The organism is Arenibacter flavimaris, assembly GCF_030291335.1.
In the GTDB taxonomy this organism is placed as follows: domain Bacteria; phylum Bacteroidota; class Bacteroidia; order Flavobacteriales; family Flavobacteriaceae; genus Arenibacter.
Genome location: NZ_JASWIM010000030.1, coordinates 45,730 through 63,085, shown reverse-complemented (window position 1 = coordinate 63,085; position 17,356 = coordinate 45,730). Strand labels below are relative to the sequence as shown.

12 protein-coding genes and 1 tRNA gene are annotated in these 17,356 nt (G+C 38.6%); 11 read left to right on the top strand and 2 right to left on the bottom strand.

Annotated features, from left to right (window positions below; translation table 11 throughout):
- Positions 1-128 precede the first annotated feature (128 nt).
- Positions 129-1,271, bottom strand: coding sequence for an acyl-CoA dehydrogenase (locus QSE00_RS19245; RefSeq protein ID WP_286107122.1), 1,143 nt, complete (start codon positions 1,269-1,271; stop codon positions 129-131).
- Between the two features lie 240 nt (positions 1,272-1,511).
- Between QSE00_RS19245 and QSE00_RS19240 the strand changes: the two genes are divergently transcribed.
- The 7 genes from QSE00_RS19240 (at position 1,512) to QSE00_RS19210 (ending at position 7,686) form a co-directional block, all read left to right on the top strand.
- Positions 1,512-2,738 (top strand): Glu/Leu/Phe/Val dehydrogenase dimerization domain-containing protein, encoded by a 1,227-nt coding sequence (locus QSE00_RS19240; protein WP_286107121.1) that lies wholly within the window; start codon positions 1,512-1,514, stop codon positions 2,736-2,738.
- A gap of 17 nt (positions 2,739-2,755) precedes the next feature.
- Positions 2,756-4,120 (top strand): sodium:proton antiporter NhaD, encoded by a 1,365-nt coding sequence (gene nhaD / locus QSE00_RS19235; protein ID WP_110358488.1) that lies wholly within the window; start codon positions 2,756-2,758, stop codon positions 4,118-4,120.
- Positions 4,121-4,169: 49 nt separating this feature from the next.
- Positions 4,170-4,862, top strand: a complete 693-nt coding sequence (locus QSE00_RS19230; RefSeq protein ID WP_110358487.1) for a MotA/TolQ/ExbB proton channel family protein — start codon at positions 4,170-4,172, stop codon at positions 4,860-4,862.
- A gap of 10 nt (positions 4,863-4,872) precedes the next feature.
- Positions 4,873-5,259 (top strand): ExbD/TolR family protein, encoded by a 387-nt coding sequence (locus QSE00_RS19225; RefSeq protein WP_031445231.1) that lies wholly within the window; start codon positions 4,873-4,875, stop codon positions 5,257-5,259.
- Complete coding sequence (locus QSE00_RS19220; protein WP_286107120.1) at positions 5,259-6,158, top strand: energy transducer TonB; 900 nt, start codon at positions 5,259-5,261, stop codon at positions 6,156-6,158. The genes QSE00_RS19225 and QSE00_RS19220 overlap by 1 nt, the downstream gene beginning before the upstream one ends.
- Before the next feature lie 124 nt (positions 6,159-6,282).
- Positions 6,283-7,494, top strand: coding sequence for a bifunctional folylpolyglutamate synthase/dihydrofolate synthase (locus tag QSE00_RS19215; protein WP_286107119.1), 1,212 nt, complete (start codon positions 6,283-6,285; stop codon positions 7,492-7,494).
- 117 nt (positions 7,495-7,611) lie between these two features.
- Positions 7,612-7,686: transfer RNA gene (locus QSE00_RS19210), tRNA-Val, on the top strand.
- Between the two features lie 286 nt (positions 7,687-7,972).
- On the opposite strand, the gene QSE00_RS19205 is transcribed toward QSE00_RS19210, so the two are convergent.
- Positions 7,973-8,593 (bottom strand): RNA polymerase sigma factor, encoded by a 621-nt coding sequence (locus QSE00_RS19205; protein ID WP_286107118.1) that lies wholly within the window; start codon positions 8,591-8,593, stop codon positions 7,973-7,975.
- A gap of 617 nt (positions 8,594-9,210) precedes the next feature.
- On the opposite strand from QSE00_RS19205, the gene QSE00_RS19200 reads away from it, so the two are divergent.
- From QSE00_RS19200 to QSE00_RS19185, 4 genes are all read left to right on the top strand, one after another.
- Positions 9,211-10,380, top strand: coding sequence for a FecR family protein (locus QSE00_RS19200; RefSeq protein ID WP_286107117.1), 1,170 nt, complete (start codon positions 9,211-9,213; stop codon positions 10,378-10,380).
- 140 nt (positions 10,381-10,520) lie between these two features.
- Positions 10,521-13,979, top strand: coding sequence for a TonB-dependent receptor (locus QSE00_RS19195; protein WP_286107116.1), 3,459 nt, complete (start codon positions 10,521-10,523; stop codon positions 13,977-13,979).
- Between the two features lie 15 nt (positions 13,980-13,994).
- Positions 13,995-16,049: a RagB/SusD family nutrient uptake outer membrane protein gene (locus tag QSE00_RS19190; protein ID WP_286107115.1), complete on the top strand. Its 2,055-nt coding sequence runs from the start codon at positions 13,995-13,997 to the stop codon at positions 16,047-16,049.
- Between the two features lie 21 nt (positions 16,050-16,070).
- The gene (locus tag QSE00_RS19185; protein WP_286107114.1) at positions 16,071-16,883 is read left to right on the top strand and encodes a DUF3823 domain-containing protein; all 813 of its coding nucleotides are present in this window, start codon (positions 16,071-16,073) and stop codon (positions 16,881-16,883) included.
- Positions 16,884-17,356 lie beyond the last annotated feature (473 nt).

Here is a 17,356-nt window from a genome sequence, read left to right as displayed (position 1 = left end):
GGTTAACAATATAAAATTGGTTGATTTTGGTTAATCACCCTCAACTAGTTTGGGGGTTGTTGTTGATAAATTTAATATTTTAAGCATTACCCCATAAAAAAATATGGGGTAAAACTAATTTATCTATTTTATTTTTTTAAAATACTACGGGAAATGACAATTTTCTGAATTTCGGAGGTGCCTTCGTAGATCTGGGTTATCTTGGCGTCCCTCATCATCCTTTCCACGTGATAGTCCTTTACAAAACCATTTCCTCCATGTATTTGCACTGCTTCCACGGTTGTATCCATAGCCACCTGGGAAGCGTATAATTTGGCCATTGCACTTGATAGGTCATAGTCATGGCCATTGTCCTTGTCCCATGCGGCCTTGTAAACCAAATGTCGTGCCGCCTCTATTTGTACGTGCATATCGGCCAATTTAAAGGCTATGGCCTGATGGTTGCTTATTTCTGTGCCAAAGGCTTTTCTTTCTTTGGAATATTTTAGGGCCAACTCGTAGGCTCCTGCTGCAATGCCCAAGGCTTGGGATGCAATGCCGATTCGGCCGCCCGAAAGTGTTTTCATAGCGAATTTAAAACCAAATCCATCGTCGCCAATTCTGTTTTCTTTGGGCACCTTTACATCATTAAAGATTAATGAGTGGGTATCACTGCCCCTTATCCCCAATTTATTTTCCTTGGGGCCTATGACAAAACCGGGCATCCCCTTTTCTACAATTAGGGCGTTTATTCCCTTATGTCCCTTTGAAACATCGGTCTGTGCAATTACCAAATAGATGTCGGCTGAATTTCCGTTGGTTATCCAGTTTTTGGTGCCATTTAGGATATAGTGGTCCCCTCGGTCCACGGCCGTGGTTTTTTGCGATGTGGCATCGCTGCCCGCCTCGGGCTCGGAGAGACAGAATGCGCCAATACTTTGTCCGGTAGACAAACGGGTTAAATATTTTTCTTTTTGTTCCTCGGTGCCAAAGGCTTCCAGGCCCCAACATACCAAAGAATTGTTCACGGATACGATTACCGAGGCAGAGGCGTCCACTTTGGAGAGTTCTTCCATTACCAGGGCATATGAAATAGTGTCCAGGCCACTTCCTCCATACTTCGGGTCTACCATCATTCCCATGAACCCTAGTTCCCCCATTTTTTTTACTTGTTCTGCAGGGAACATCTGGGCGTCATCCCTTTCAATGACCCCGGGTAATAATTCGTTTTGGGCAAAATCCCTTGCTGCCTGCTGTATCATCAACTGTTCTTCCGAAAGTGTAAAATCCATTTGTTAGAAAAATATTATGAGAATAATACAAATATACGAGTATAGAATGGAATAATAATGGGCAATAAAAACATTAAAACCTAATGTATATTTTTATATTTGTTCGGTGGTATACTTTTCTATCTGTAAAAGGACTTAACAATTATGAGGCAACATTAGCTAGGCAGGAATAATACTCCAATGGAGATGGATTATCCCCTTAAGTGGCAAATGGTATCAATGAATTAATTGTAAGGTGTAATGAAAGAGTTATTAAAAATATATGAGAATAAACCCCCTGAAATTGTTTTTAACTGGAAAGATCCCGAGACGGAAGCGGAAGGGTGGACGGTAATAAATTCCCTTCGCGGTGGGGCTGCCGGTGGTGGCACCAGAATGAGGGAAGGATTGGATATGAACGAGGTCTTATCTTTGGCAAAAACAATGGAGGTGAAATTTACAGTTTCCGGACCCCCTATTGGAGGTGCAAAATCCGGAATTAATTTTGACCCCAACGATCCTAGAAAATCCGGGGTGCTCAAAAGGTGGTACCACGCGGTAGCGCCATTGTTGAAAAGTTATTACGGTACCGGGGGCGATTTAAATGTGGATGAAATCCATGAGGTTATCCCTATTACGGAAGACGCTGGTGTTTGGCACCCGCAAGAGGGTGTTTTTAACGGTCACTTTAAGCCGACCGAAGCGGACAAAATCAATAGGATAGGTCAATTGAGGTTGGGAGTTGTCAAGGTTTTGGAGAGAGAAGACTATTCACCTTCGGTGGCCAGAAAATTTACGGTAGCGGATATGATAACCGGTTTTGGGGTGGCGGAAGCGGTAAAACATTATTATGATATACACGGGGGGTCTGTTATAGGTAAAAGGGCCATTGTGCAGGGTTTTGGCAATGTAGGTTCCGCAGCGGCCTTTTATTTGGCCAAAATGGGAGCAAAAGTGGTGGGGATTATCGACCGGGCCGGAGGGGTGATCAATGAGAAGGGATACACCTTGGAGGAAATAAGAACATTCTTTCTTAACAAAAAAGGAAATGAGCTTTTTGCGGATAATATTATTCCGTTTTCAGAAATGAACGATAGGATATGGAATTTGCCCGCCGAGATTTTTGTGCCCTGTGCGGCATCACGCCTGGTGACGGAGGAGCAGATATCTAAAATGATACATGCAGGGTTACGGGTGATCAGCTGTGGGGCCAATGTGCCCTTTGCCGATAAAGAAATATTTTTTGGGCCTATAATGGAATTTACGGACGAACGCGTAAGTCTAATTCCCGACTTTATATCCAACTGTGGAATGGCCCGGGTCTTTGCGTATTTTATGGAAGGAAGGGTGGCAATGGATGATGAACTTATTTTTAATGATACTTCGAATACCATTAGGAACGCAATTTTAAATATATTTGATCAAAATAAATCAAAAGTTAATCTCAGTAAAACCGGATTTGAGATTGCTTTGAAACAATTAATTTAAATTTAACCAATAATAGCATGGAGACCATTATTATTATTTTATTCGTTGCCGGTTATTTGGCAATAACCTTGGAGCATAACCTGAAAATAGACAAATTAATCCCCGCCTTGGCTATGATGGCACTATTGTGGGCGGTAATTGCTTTGGCCCATATGCCGGTTTTTGAGGTGAATGCCGAGCTCCGGGAGTTGGAGGCAACCCATATAGATGAGATTTTGCTGCATCATCTCGGGAAAACGGCAGAAATATTGGTTTTCCTTCTAGGGGCAATGACCATTGTGGAAATAATAGATTACTTCGATGGCTTTGCAACCATCAAAGGTTTTATAAAAACAAGGAGTAAAAGGAAATTATTGTGGTTGTTCTCCATTTTGGCTTTTATACTTTCGGCCATTATCGATAACCTTACCGCTACCATTGTTTTGATTACCATTCTGCAGAAGGTAATCAACGATAGGGAGACCAGACTTTGGTTTGCCGGTATGATAATTATAGCCGCCAATGCTGGTGGAGCTTGGTCTCCAATTGGGGATGTTACCACTACTATGCTATGGATAGCCAATAAGGTATCTGCGGCCCAATTGATAGAACACGTCCTGTTGCCCTCTATAATATGTATGGTTGTGCCTACTTTTATTGCAAGTAGATACAAGGCGTTTTCCGGAAATATCGATGCCGATATGGATGATGAGGAGCCCAAAAAGTCCAGATACGGTGCTACTATGCTCTATTTGGGGTTAGGGGCTATTATATTTGTTCCCTTTTTCAAAACCATTACCCATTTGCCTCCTTACGTAGGTATGATGCTTTCTTTGGCCTTGGTTGCTACATTTGCCGAAGTATATAGTAGTTCCAAATTCAGTATTTCCAATATCGACGGTGAAAGTGAAGCAGAATCACATCACAGCCCTGTGCATAAATCCCTATCCAAAATTGAATTGCCAAGTATACTTTTCTTTTTGGGGATCTTAATGGCCGTAGCAGCTTTGGAATCTTTAGGGATGTTGTTCCATTTTGCGGGAACTTTGGATGAGGTAATGCCCATGTTGGGTACCGAGTCTGGAGGGGAATTGGTATCGGATTTGGTGGTTCTGTTCCTTGGAATCGGTTCTGCGGTAATTGATAATGTGCCTTTGGTAGCTGCCAGTATTGGAATGTTCTCAGTAGGAATGGATGATCCTGTTTGGCATTTTATTGCCTATTCCGCTGGAACTGGTGGTAGTATGTTGATTATTGGTTCTGCGGCAGGGGTAGTGGCCATGGGAATGGAAAAAATAGATTTCTTCTGGTATTTGAAGAAAATTGCATGGTTGGCTTTCCTAGGATTTGCTGCAGGTGCCATTGGATTTATATTAATTAGAAATTTAGTGTTGAACGCATAATTTAATCGATAAAAGACCGTTATTAAGGCAACTTAAATAAAGAAAATATATGTTATTGATACAAGACCTGGCTCAAGAGGCAGGATTAGAGGGAGTTGTGTCCGAGGAAAAGACACTTTCAGTAATAGATTTAATAGTAAATGGCGGTACAGGAAGTATCTTGATCATAAGTGTCTTGTTTGTAATGCTTTTTGTGGCACTATATATTTATTTTGAACGGATTTTTGCGATTAAGGCAGCTTCACAAATAGATAGTAATTTTATGAACCAGATACGGGACCATGTTACCAATGGTAAATTGGATGCGGCCAAAATATTGTGCGCGCAGACAGATTCACCAGTAGCTAGGTTAACGGAAAAAGGAATATCTAGAATAGGGAAGCCCTTGGACGATATTAATACGGCAATAGAAAATGCAGGTACCCTTGAGGTGTATAAGTTGGAAAAAAATGTGAGTGTATTGGCCACCGTTGCCGGAGCCGCTCCCATGATCGGGTTTTTAGGAACTGTAATTGGCATGATTTTGGCATTCCATCAAATGGCAACCAGTGGTGGACAGGCTGAAATGGGTTCTTTGGCCTCTGGTATATATACGGCAATGACCACTACAGTAGCCGGACTTATCGTAGGTATTATTGCCTATATAGGGTATAACCATTTGGTAAACAGGACGGATAAGGTAGTGCATAAAATGGAAGCCAATGCGGTGGAATTTTTAGATTTATTGAACGAACCTCTTTAGAACATAACAAATGAAACTAAAAGGTAGAAATAAAGTTAGTCCAGATTTTAGCATGTCCTCTATGACGGACATAGTGTTCCTATTGCTTATCTTCTTTATGCTAACTGCAAATTCGCCCAATGCATTGGATTTGTTGTTGCCAAAGGCCAAGGGCAAGTCTACAAATACCCAAAACGTATCGGTGAGCATTAATAAGAATCTGGAATATTTTGTGAACAACGAGAAGATTAACGGACAATATATAGAAATTGAATTAAAAAAGGCACTAAAAGGGCAGGAGAAACCTACTATTATTCTAAGGGCAGAAGAGAGCGTTGCCATCAAAGAGGCGGTGAACGTAATGGATATTGCCAATAGGAATAATTACAAGGTTATTTTGGCAGTGCGACCAAATTAATGTCATTACTTAACACGAGACACGAGAAAAAATCATTTACACTTACCACAATTCTGTTGAGTGTACTATTGCTGTTGCTTTTTTATATTGGGCTTACTTATATGGACCCTCCAATAGAAAATGGTATTTCGGTAAACTTTGGTACAACCGATTTTGGTAGCGGAAGGGTACAGCCCAAAGAAAAGATAAAATCGGAACCTCTTAACACTCCCATAAAAGAGCCGAAGGTTCAGGAGGAAAAGGTGGAAGAAGTGGTGGAAGAGGTGCCCGAGGAAAAAGTGGCCAAGGAGAAACCTGCCGAAAAATTACTTACCCAGGAAAGTGAGGAATCCATAAAAATAAAACAACAGCAAGAGGCAAAGCGCAAAGCTGACGAGGCGGCAAAAAAGGCTCAAGCCGAAGCGGAACGCATCGCTCGTGAAAAGAAGGAGGCCGAAGAAAAGGTCAGGAAGGAGCAACAAGCAAAAAAGAACAAGTTGGATGAGCTTATCGGAGGAATAAATAAATCCGAAGGAACCACTTCTGGTGGTGAAGGCGATGATAATAAGACTGGGGATAAAGGCCAGCCGGACGGGGATCCCTATGCAACAAGTTATTATGGAAGCCCAGGATCTGGTAGTGGCACGGGAGGCTATGGACTCAACGGGAGATCTTTGGTGAACAAGGGCAAGGTACAACAGGAATGCAACGAGGAAGGAAGGGTTGTAGTGAAAATTGTTGTGGACCGAAATGGTAAAGTGGTTAGCGCTACCCCAGGGGTAAGGGGGACTACCAATACCCATCCCTGCTTATTGGAACCCGCAAAGAAAACAGCCTTTATGCATCGATGGAATTTGGATTCCAATGCCCCTAGTCAACAAGTTGGTTTTGTGGTAGTGAATTTTAAATTGGGAGAATAAATTCTTCCCACCTTGCCCTAAAACAATTTTCCCAAAGTAATTTTGCAATTTCATTTACTTATTAATTAGATTAATAGAAGGTATTGCAACGGCACCATGTTCTAACTACAACAGACGACTATAAATGACCTACCAGGAAACTTTGGAATGGATGTTCGCCCAACTGCCCATGTACCAACAAAAGGGAATTTCTGCATTTAAGGGCAAGTTGGATAATATACAGGCCCTCTCCAATTATTTAGGCCATCCCGAACGAAAATTTAAAAGTATACATGTGGCAGGTACCAATGGCAAAGGTTCCTGTAGTCATATGTTGGCCTCTATTTTGCAAGAGGCCGGTTATAGGGTGGGATTGTATACTTCTCCACATCTGAAAGATTTTAGGGAGCGGATCAGGATTAATGGAAAACCTGTCAGCAAAAAATATGTAGTCGATTTTATAAAGAAAAACAAACTTTTTTTTGAGGCACATGACCTATCGTTTTTTGAAATGACAGTAGGGATGGCCTTTCAGTATTTTGAAAAGGAAAAAATTGATATCGCCATTGTGGAGGTCGGATTGGGAGGTCGTTTGGATTCTACCAATATAATTACTCCCGAAGTGTCATTGATTACCAATATAGGATACGATCATGTGGAGATGTTGGGCGATACCATTGCTAAAATTGCTTTTGAGAAAGCGGGAATCGTTAAGCCTGGGGTACCTGTGGTAATAAGTGAGTTTCAGGAAGAGACGGCAACGGTTTTTAACAATATAGCCAACGAAAGAGGCGCTAAGATAATCTTTGCAGGGGAGAAAATACCTGCAATCTATAAAACCTCTTTGTTGGGGAGTTACCAGTCCAAAAACGTTAAGGGTGTTGTAGCTACCATTAAGGAATTAAAAGGTTTTGACCTTAAGGAGAAGCATATAGTGGATGGCCTGTTGAATGTTTCCGCCAACACGGGATTACTGGGTAGATGGCAATATATTGGCGAAAACCCAACAGTTGTTTGTGATACGGCCCACAATACAGAGGGTCTGTCCATTGTCCTGGATCAAATAAAGGAACAGGGATATAAAGATCTTCATATGATCATCGGATTTGTAAAAGACAAGAATTTAGAGCAGATTTTGCCACTTTTTCCAAAGAACGCACATTATTATTTTTGTAGACCTAATATACCAAGAGGTTTGGATGAACTTGTCTTGAAAGCCAAGGCCTTGGAATTTGGTTTGAAGGGTGATGCTTATTCTTCTGTAAATGAATCGGTTAATGCGGCTTTGAGGTTAGCGGATAAAACCGATTTTGTGTTTGTTGGGGGCAGTACTTTTGTCGTTGCAGAAATCGTATAAATTTTTCTATTTTTTCCTTTGGGGAAATTAAAAACTATTCTATATTTGCACCCGCCTACCGTTAGGCTGGCTAGCTTCCAAAGAAATAAGGAAGCGATTTTAAATACTGATTAATTAGGGCTCTTAGCTCAGCTGGTTCAGAGCACCTGCCTTACAAGCAGGGGGTCACTGGTTCGAACCCAGTAGGGCCCACAGTAACAAAGACAGGGCCTCCAAGAGATTGGAGGCCCTTTTTTATTTTGAAGTATTTAAAAAATGCACACTTTGTGCTCACTTTTTATTTTTAACATAAATTTAACTAAACTTCATGAGTTAGCTACAATTGCATGTCAATTTGTATTATTTGAGTGAATTTTAAATCACGACTATTATAGGTGCTGGCCTTTTGAACTAGGTCTAATTCCAATTTCGAAAAGATTGCACCTTAATTAAGTTTTTTGAGGTATTTAAAAAAGGTCTTTTTTTAGTAATGGAGGAATTAGGGATATGATTCTAGGCTATCTTTACAAGATTTGGATGGGGGAGTTCTGAAAAAAATAATAAACAAATTAACTTCGTTTTTTTCAAGCCATTTTCGAATAGATTTTTTGGCTCGGCTTATATGATGTTCCACCGCTTTTTTTGAAATTCCTAATTTAGCTGCAATTTCTTTATTCGCATATCCCATTTTTTTACTTAGCAAAAAAACTTCCTTGTTTTTACTTGGTAATTCTGAAATTGCCATTTCTAAAAACTTAATTCTTTCCTGTAATAATCCTTCAACTTCGTCAAAATCTTCTATTAAACTCAGCAAAGCTGTATTTTTTAATTCGATAATGGCTATTTCCTCTCTTTTGGTTCTTTGATATTCTTTGAGAAATGTGTTATACGCTGTACGATACAAATAACTTTTTAATGTTGAATGGATGTGCAGTGATTCCCTTTTTACCCAAATCTTTATAAACGTTTGCTGCACAATATCCTTAGCCATGTCATGATCTTTTATCAAATTGTAACAGTAGATTACTAGATCATTATAATAAAGATTATATAATTGTCTATAAGCTATTTCTTTACCATCTTTTAAATTGTCGAGTAATGTGAAATCATTTTTACCCAAGGCTGTTTTGGTTGTTTTAGTTTGTAACTTATCTTGTTGTTCAAAGATTTTGGCAAATCTTTATTACTAATACTACGTTAACTAATCCTTCTAATGTCTGCGCCATAGTTTTAGTCACCGCCCATTATAAATTGTACTTAATAAAAAAATTGAGGTATATTCAGAAATCATTGTGCAAGATTGAATATAGGTAAACCAGCTTCATCATTATAGATAGAAGGAATTAGGATACCACATCTATAATCTTGTAGCTAAAATATGTTCACCTTCTTCAAGATTCAAAGAAACATTACAAATTGATCAAAATAGTATTATAATACGTCAATATAATGCTATATCACCAATTTGAAATACCCGATTCTAATGTCAAGTGTGTTTTGGTTTTTACAATTATCTGATTAAACATTTTGAATGTACCGGAGTGGCATGTCTCAGTTGGTAGCCATTCTGGTAAATAATATCTAGCACTTATTCAGGCTTATTCATTGTTTCAGAAGTATTGAGTCTGATTAGGTTTTATGTACGTCAGTTTTGAGTTAATCGAAAAAAAAAGCAGATTTAATGTGGGGTTTCGTAAAATAATAAGGTCTTATATATGTAAATGAAAATTAATGGGTATGAAAAATGACAATTTGCAAGCTTTGATTCAAAATTATCTAGATGGTAAAATTGATGAAACCCAAATGTTCGAGGCCATAAAGGGCCTCCCCTTAGAATATGTTAAAGATCAGTTTGCTGAGGCAATGGAGGTGGATTTTTTGTTATCAAAGAAGTACATGAATTCAGATTCCCAAAAGGCATTTGAAACTTTTTTATCTACTATTAAGCCCATTGGAAAAATTGCGGTTAAACCAAAAAAATCAATTCCAAGTACCTTTTTCAATTATGCAGCCTTGATAATTGGTTTGCTGGGCATAGGTCTTGTTCTATTCTTAATACTTAAATCTGATGAACACGACTCATTAATACATACTAATGAGAATACTGTCAATTTGCATTTAACCGATGGGTTGGTTGAAAAACTTGATGAGCCGAAAACTAAAGAGATTTTAAACACCGAAGGTAAGGTCATTGCCATACAAACTAATGGTAAAATCATATATAAAGGAATTGACGGAATCACTTCCACACAATACAATGAATTAGAGGTTCCTTATGGAAAAAGGTTTGAACTTGAGTTGTCCGATGGAACTACTGTATATCTAAATTCTGGATCAAGCATAAAGTTTCCGGTAAATTTCATTGAGAATCAAATCAGAAAAGTGTATTTGACCGGTGAAGCTTTTTTCAAAGTTGTCAAGGATGTGAAAAGCCCATTTATTGTTAACGCAGGAGGGGTTGTGAATGTGCGAGTATTGGGTACAGAATTTAACGTGTCCGCCTATTCCGATGATTTAAATATAAGTACAGTTTTAGTGTCCGGTGGTGTACAGTTATGTGATTCCTTAGGATCTGATACAAAAAATACTAAAATGGAACTGCTCCCTGGTAACAGAGGAATGTGGAGTAAGGAGTATAAAGAATTTAAAATAGATAAAGTCGATACCAGTATTCACACATCCTGGGTGAAAAATAAGCTGATCTTCCGAGATTCACCGTTCAGTGAAATACGCAAGAAATTAGAACGCCACTATAATGTTTCGATTGTCAATACCAATGCTGCCCTGGATGACAATACCTTCAACGCTAATTTTTCGCATGAAAGTATAGAAGAAATTCTAGAAATACTAGACCGTACATATGGGATAGACTATGAAATTTTGGGAAAACAAATAATAATCAAATAATAAACTTAAACATTGCCTATGGATAAAAACTGAGCTAAGTAAAGCGTACCAGCACCATAAAAAAATCGGAAAATGCTCGCAACATTTCCCGATTGAAGTTATGGTTATTGTAATAACCAATTTTAAAACACTACAAAAGTATGAAAAAACCAATTAGCATAGGAAGTAATTCTATGTACCTTCTAAAATGGGATCTTAAAATGAAATTGTCCATTTTTTTATTTTTATTATCCATTTTTCAGATTCATGCTACTAGTTATTCTCAAAAAACACGTATTACCGTGAATATGAGTAATGTAAACTTAGGAGAAGTTCTGGATCGGATTGAAACAAATAGCGAATTCAAATTTTTTGTCGATACTCGAAAAATTAATATAAATCGGAAAGTTAGTATAAATGTGCGCAAAGAAAAAATCTCTAATATCTTGAAAGATCTTTTTCGTGGTACTGATGTTATATATGAAGTATACAATAAGCAAATTCTTTTAAAGAAAGATAAAGGAGAACAGGTTTCTCTGCCGAAGTCAGATTCTATTGGTGGAAACTTTAAGAGCGTACAGCTCTCTATAAGTGGGATAATAACAGATTCCAAGGGGATTCCTTTACCAGGTGCAAATGTTATCGAAAAAGGTACTACTAATGGTGTTACAGCTGATTTTGAAGGCCAATTTTCCATTACTGTTGAGGATAATGATGCTATTCTAATTGTTTCCTATATAGGATATGGAACTAAAGAGGTGAAGCCCGAAGGACAAACAGAAATTTCGGTGACCTTGGAAGAAAGTACAGCCAGCCTTGAAGAAGTAGTTGTTGTTGGGTATGGAACCCAAAAGAAGACGAGTTTGACTGGAGCTGTATCGAGTATCAAAAATGAGGAAATTGTCACAACAAACAATGAAAATGTTCAGAACTTGCTTACAGGTAAAATACCTGGAGTACGGGTGTCTCAAAGATCTGCGGAACCTGGGTCTTTTAATAATAATCTAGATATTCGAGGGATGGGAGCACCCCTGGTCATTATTGATGGTATCCCACGTACTAATAGTGAATTCCAACGATTGAACGCTGAAGATATTGATAATATTTCTGTTTTAAAGGATGCCTCCGCTGCAATATATGGAGTTCGAGCAGCCAATGGTGTTGTTCTGGTGACCACAAAAAAAGGTAAAGTCAATAATTTGGAACTTGACTACAATGGAAACTTTACTTGGCAAATTCCCTCGGGTTTACCAGAAACAGTGGATGCAATTGAGTATATGACATTACGAAACGAACAGGCAATGCACAATATCAATGGTGGTGCTCCGATTTTCAATGAAGAACAATTTGAGGCGTATAGAAACGGTGAAAAACAAAGTACGAACTGGTATCCTTTGGTTTTTGATGACTATGCACCTCAAACAATGCATAATATCAGTGCGACTGGGGGAAACGATAAAACTACCTTTTATTTAGGTCTGGGTTACCAGTATCAAGAAGGATTTTTTAAATCTAGTGACCTGACATATAACAAATATAACATTCGGTCAAATATCTCCACAAAAATAACGGATCGTTTAACATTGGACTTGAATGTGAATCTGATAATGGATGAACAGGATAGACCTTATCAAGACTCGTGGTGGACCATCCGTAGTTTTTGGAGGCAAGGACCTCAAATTCCAGCGTATGCAAACAATGACCCGAGTAAACCATTCCATGGCTTGATTGAAGGTGATAATCCCATTTCTTTTATGGATAGGGATATTGTTGGTTACAGGGAATACAACAAGAAGTGGATTCAAACATCTAGCTCTTTAAAATATGATTTTCCTTTTTTAGATGGGTTATATGCTAAAGGTGTTTTTAGTTACGACTATAACGTTCAATCATCCAATATTTTTCAAAGGGAGTACAAGCAATACAGATATGATGACGCTTCGGATACGTTTTCCACTTTTACTAGACAGTCACCAAATAGGATAAGTAGGGATGTTTATTTCAAAGATCAAATTTTAACCCAGTTTTCATTAAATTATGATGAGACACAAGGGCCACATAAATTCTCGGCTCTTATGCTTGCCGAGGCCCAGAAAAGGAAAGGAGATAACTTTATAGCACAAAGAGATTTAGTCCTTCAACTGCCTTACTTGTTTGCAGGAAACTCCGAAGGTCAATTAGCTACGATGGATTCAGGACCTGGATCACTTTACGAAAACTCAAATTTAGCTTTGGTTGGGAGATTTAATTATTCCTTTACTGATAAATATTTAGTTGAATTATTATATAGATATGATGGCTCATCGAAATTTGGCAAGCAATATCAATGGGGTTTCTTTCCGGCAGCTTCATTAGGATGGCGCATTTCTGAAGAGAATTTCATGAAAGATTCATCAACTTTATCGTTCATTGATCAATTAAAGCTTCGTGCATCTTATGGTAAAACGGGAGATGATTCAGCATCGAATTATCAGTTTATTTCTGGGTATAATTACCCATCTCGTTCAGATCGTAGGAATTTTACAGGTGGTTATGTATTCGATGGTAGTTTTAATGCTAGTGCTGATAACAAAGGAATCCCTAACCCTTTCATAACATGGTATACATCCAAAACCTTAGATATAGGGGTGGATTTTAATGCTTGGGATGGCCTGTTTGGATTTACAGCGGATTATTTTAGTAGACAGAGGGAGGGCCTTCTCGATAGGAAAAGTGGTGGAATCCCAACAGTGGTTGGGGCAAATTTACCTGAAGAAAATCTGAATAGCGATCGGACCTATGGTTTTGATATAGAATTAACACATCGAAATCAAATTGGTGATTTTAATTACGGTGTTAGGGGATTGTTTTCATTAACGAGAGTAAAAAGACTTTATGTAGAGCGCGGGCCAATAGGTAGTTCTTGGAGCAATTGGAAATTTAATCAGAACAATAGATTACAAGGAGTCCACCAAGGGTTACAGGGAGACGGTCAATTTAGGTCGTGGGAAGAAATTTGGTCCAGTCCTGTTTATATAGGTCGTGGCACAATTATAGGAGATTATAAATACGAAGATTGGAATGGTGATGGAGAAATTAATGGCAATGATGTCCATCCTATACGCTATAATCAGAATCCATGGCTGAATTATAGTTTGGTTCTTGATGCCTCATTCAAAAATTTTGATCTGAATTTATTATTGCAAGGTTCGGCAATGAGTTCATTGGTGTATGGGGAGCAGCTCCGAATTCCAATGTGGGGAAGTGGAGAATCAGGAGCCATGGAACAGTTCATGGATCGATGGCACCCAATAGATCCAACTGCAGACCCTTACGATCCGAATACAATATGGGAAGAAGGACGATTTGCCTACACAGGAACTCTCCCAGATGAAAATTCGACCTTCAATACTGAAAACAGTGCTTATTTTAGATTGAAAAGTATTGAGTTAGGTTATACCCTTCCAACAAATTGGATAAATAAGTTTGGTATTCGAAAGTTGCGAATTTATGCAAATGCCTATAATTTATTTACAATCACAAAAGTAAATTATGTAGACCCAGAGCATCCTGCTGACCTATATGGCTATTTATACCCTTTAAACAAAACGGTGTCTGCCGGACTCAATGTTAAATTTTAATAAAATTGTGTAGTCATGAAATTCAAATATATTTTAGTAATAATTATAGCCCTTATAGGTGCAACAACATCTTGTACGGATTATTTGGAAATACCACCCAAAAATGTAGTTCAAGATAAGGATTTGTTCACTGATGCCGATGGTGTAACCGTTTACCTTTCACGAATGTATAGTCTAATGCCTTTTGAGGATTTCAAATACTCCCCTGCGCGACAATTTTTTGATGATTGGCTGGTTACACCCGGTGCAAACTCAGGAGAATCATTAGGTCGTGATGCTGGGACGGCAATGACGTCAGAGGGATGGGCGAGAAACGGGCCATATTGGGGACGGGCTTTTGATTTACTTCGAGATGCCAACCGATTATTAGAAAACATTCCTGAATTTAAGTCCAATTTTAGCGATGAGGAGTATGACCATTTCATTGGTGAAGGTTATTTTGCGAGAGCCATGGTGTTCTATGCTTTGGCCAAGCGTTATGGCGGTGTGCCTTTAGTTACTGGTGTATTAAATTATCCTGAAACACCAGCCGACCAACTCGAAATTCCTCGGTCCACAGAAGAGGAGACTTGGGATCAGGTATTGGCAGATTTTGATCTTGCAATAAGCTACCTGTCGGAATCTAGTCCTAAACGTGGTTATGCTAATAAATATGTTGCTCTGGCATTTAAATCTGAAGCAATGTTATATGCAGGCAGTGTAGCCAAGTATAACAGGATTACAGGATTTGGAGATAAAACAGGTATTAGGGTTATTGGATTCGATTCTGAAACGGCGAGCACTACTTCCGTCAAATATTTTAAAGAATCATACAGTGCCGCAAGTTCAGTTATACATTCTGGTAAATATTCCTTGTATCTGAAAAAGTGGGCTCCTGATGACAGGGAAGCCCAGTTTCAAAATTTGGTCGATATGTTCTTTGATTTGGAGAGTCCCGAGAATATTTATATTAAAGAGTATCAATATCCAGATTTGGCACATGGATATGACGCGTATAATATTCCACGCCAATTGATGGGTGGAAATGGTTATTCAGCGGGTAATTGTCCCACACTCGATTTTGTTGAATTATTTGATGGATTCGAAAAAAATCCAGATGGGACTATTAAAGTATGGGATTCTAATGGTCACTACCTCATGTTCGATAATGTAACAGATCTTTTTGCTAATGCTGAACCTAGACTAAAGGCCAATGTAATTTTGCCTGGAGAGGTTTTCAAGGGAGAAGCAATTGAGATCAGAAGGGGCATTTTTACAGGTGATCCTAGTACTATCAAGCCGTTGAGAGCTATCGGCGGTTCAACAGATTACTCAATTTCTGGACCTTCGAACTACAATCAGGTAGATGCGTATACTGGTAATGGAGATTTTGTGGATGGAAAAGAACTGTTCTTATCTCAGAATGGCACCCAACATGAAACAGTATTATTACCAAATGGAACGGAAATGAATGCGGGTGGAAAAAGTGGACCCTTTACTGCGGATGCTACAAGTGCAATGACCGGTTTTGTAGTTCGTAAATGGTTGAATCCCAATATGTCACAAGATTTAGTTTTGGAAGCACGCTCAGAGCAACACTTTATTTTAATGCGCTATGCTGAAGTTTTATTAAATGCGGCTGAGGCGGCGTCTGAATTGATGCTAGTTGGCGAGTCTTCACTTAATGGTGATGATTTACAACAAACTGCCTATAACGCCATTAAGGACATTCGTGAAAGGGCCGGAGCTGATCCTTTGCTGGGGGCATCGGATATTACTGGGGTAGATGGTTTGGAAATTATTCGTAAGGAGAGAAGAAAGGAACTTGGATTTGAGAACAAGACGTTATGGGATATTCGTCGTTGGAGAACTCAGCACTCGGAAATATTAAATGGGAATACACAATCAGATGGTGCATTTTATAGAGGTTTATATCCGTTCTATGCTTCAAAATCCGGGAAATATTTTTTTGATGCCGGTCTTGATGAGGGCAGACGCAGTTTTCGCTTCACAGAGCAAGAATATTATCTTGCTATACCTTCTTGGGAGGTTTCCAAAAGCCCCGTAATTGATCAACAACCAGGTCGTTAAACCTATTTAAATTTTATCAAAATGAAACAAATTCTAAATATTATTTTAATATGTTGTTTAGTAGTTGGATTATCTATTTCGTGCGAGATTGATAATTATGAAATTCCACGGGAAACAATAAAAGGCAGTATAGTTAATGGTGAAACAGGTGAGCCAGTACTCACTGATCAAGGTAATGAGGGAACGCGCATTCGGATGCGTGAACTGAGTTGGTCAGAAACAAGTGAACCTGATAATTTTGATTTTTATTGTATGAAGGAAGGTGTTTTTCAAAACACAAAAGTTTTTGAAGGCCGCTATAATATAAGGGCAGATGGCGCATTTATCCCGATATTAAGAATGAATACTGCCGGTGACACTATTGCCGATGAAACGAAATATGTTGATGTCAAAGGCGGTGTTACAGAGGTGGTATTTGAAGTCCAACCTTTTTTAAACGTAGAATGGGTAGGAGACCCAGTTGTTAATAACGGTCAAATTTCAGTGAATGTTAAAATTACAAGAGCCATAAGCCCTTCAGACTTTAAAGCTAAAATAGAACCTATGGGCAATTTTAGTGAAGACATGTTAAATATCACGGATATCCGATTATTCGTAAGCCAAGTTCCGTTTGTCGGCTATAGAGAATGGGATAATCGTTATTCTGCCCAAATTAATTATGAAGGGAATTCCTTTGATTCTCTGTTGGGGCAAACCATAACGTTGACAACCAATGGTACAATTGACCCGGGAAGAACTGTCTTTATCAGGGCAGCTGCAAGAATTAATTTCGCAACGGCTAATATCAAAAGACACAATTACAATGAAGCCTTGAGAGTTGATATCCCTAGGTAGTAAATGGAAAAAGCCATATTCCTGATGTAGTTGGGTAATTCGGACTTTTTTTCAAAGATATAAAGGCTTAATATTTTTTTAAGAGGCCTTGGTTTCCGGGAGTATGGGTTTTTTTGGCCAAGAACATGTTTTCCTGATAGTAGCATTGGAAACCAGATGTGACTTTGGAATAGACCAATAATGAGACCTATTGTTAATCCTGAATCGACCATAGGTTTTCGTTGGCTAATAAAACGATTCTCTTATTCAGGAATTAAGTGATACAACGCACATTGCTTAGTCTTCTGAAGTTCCGAAAACGAAAAGTATCAATGGCAAGTTAGGAATGAGTTATTGGGTTCTATTTCTTTCGCCAACTCCGGGATGGTTGGTTTGGTCGGCCATTAATGTGCAATTACCTCTTTTTGGCCTGAAAGGAATCGCTCAGGCGAAATTAGGCCATTACTATTCTAAATTAATGAACAGCTTTACAA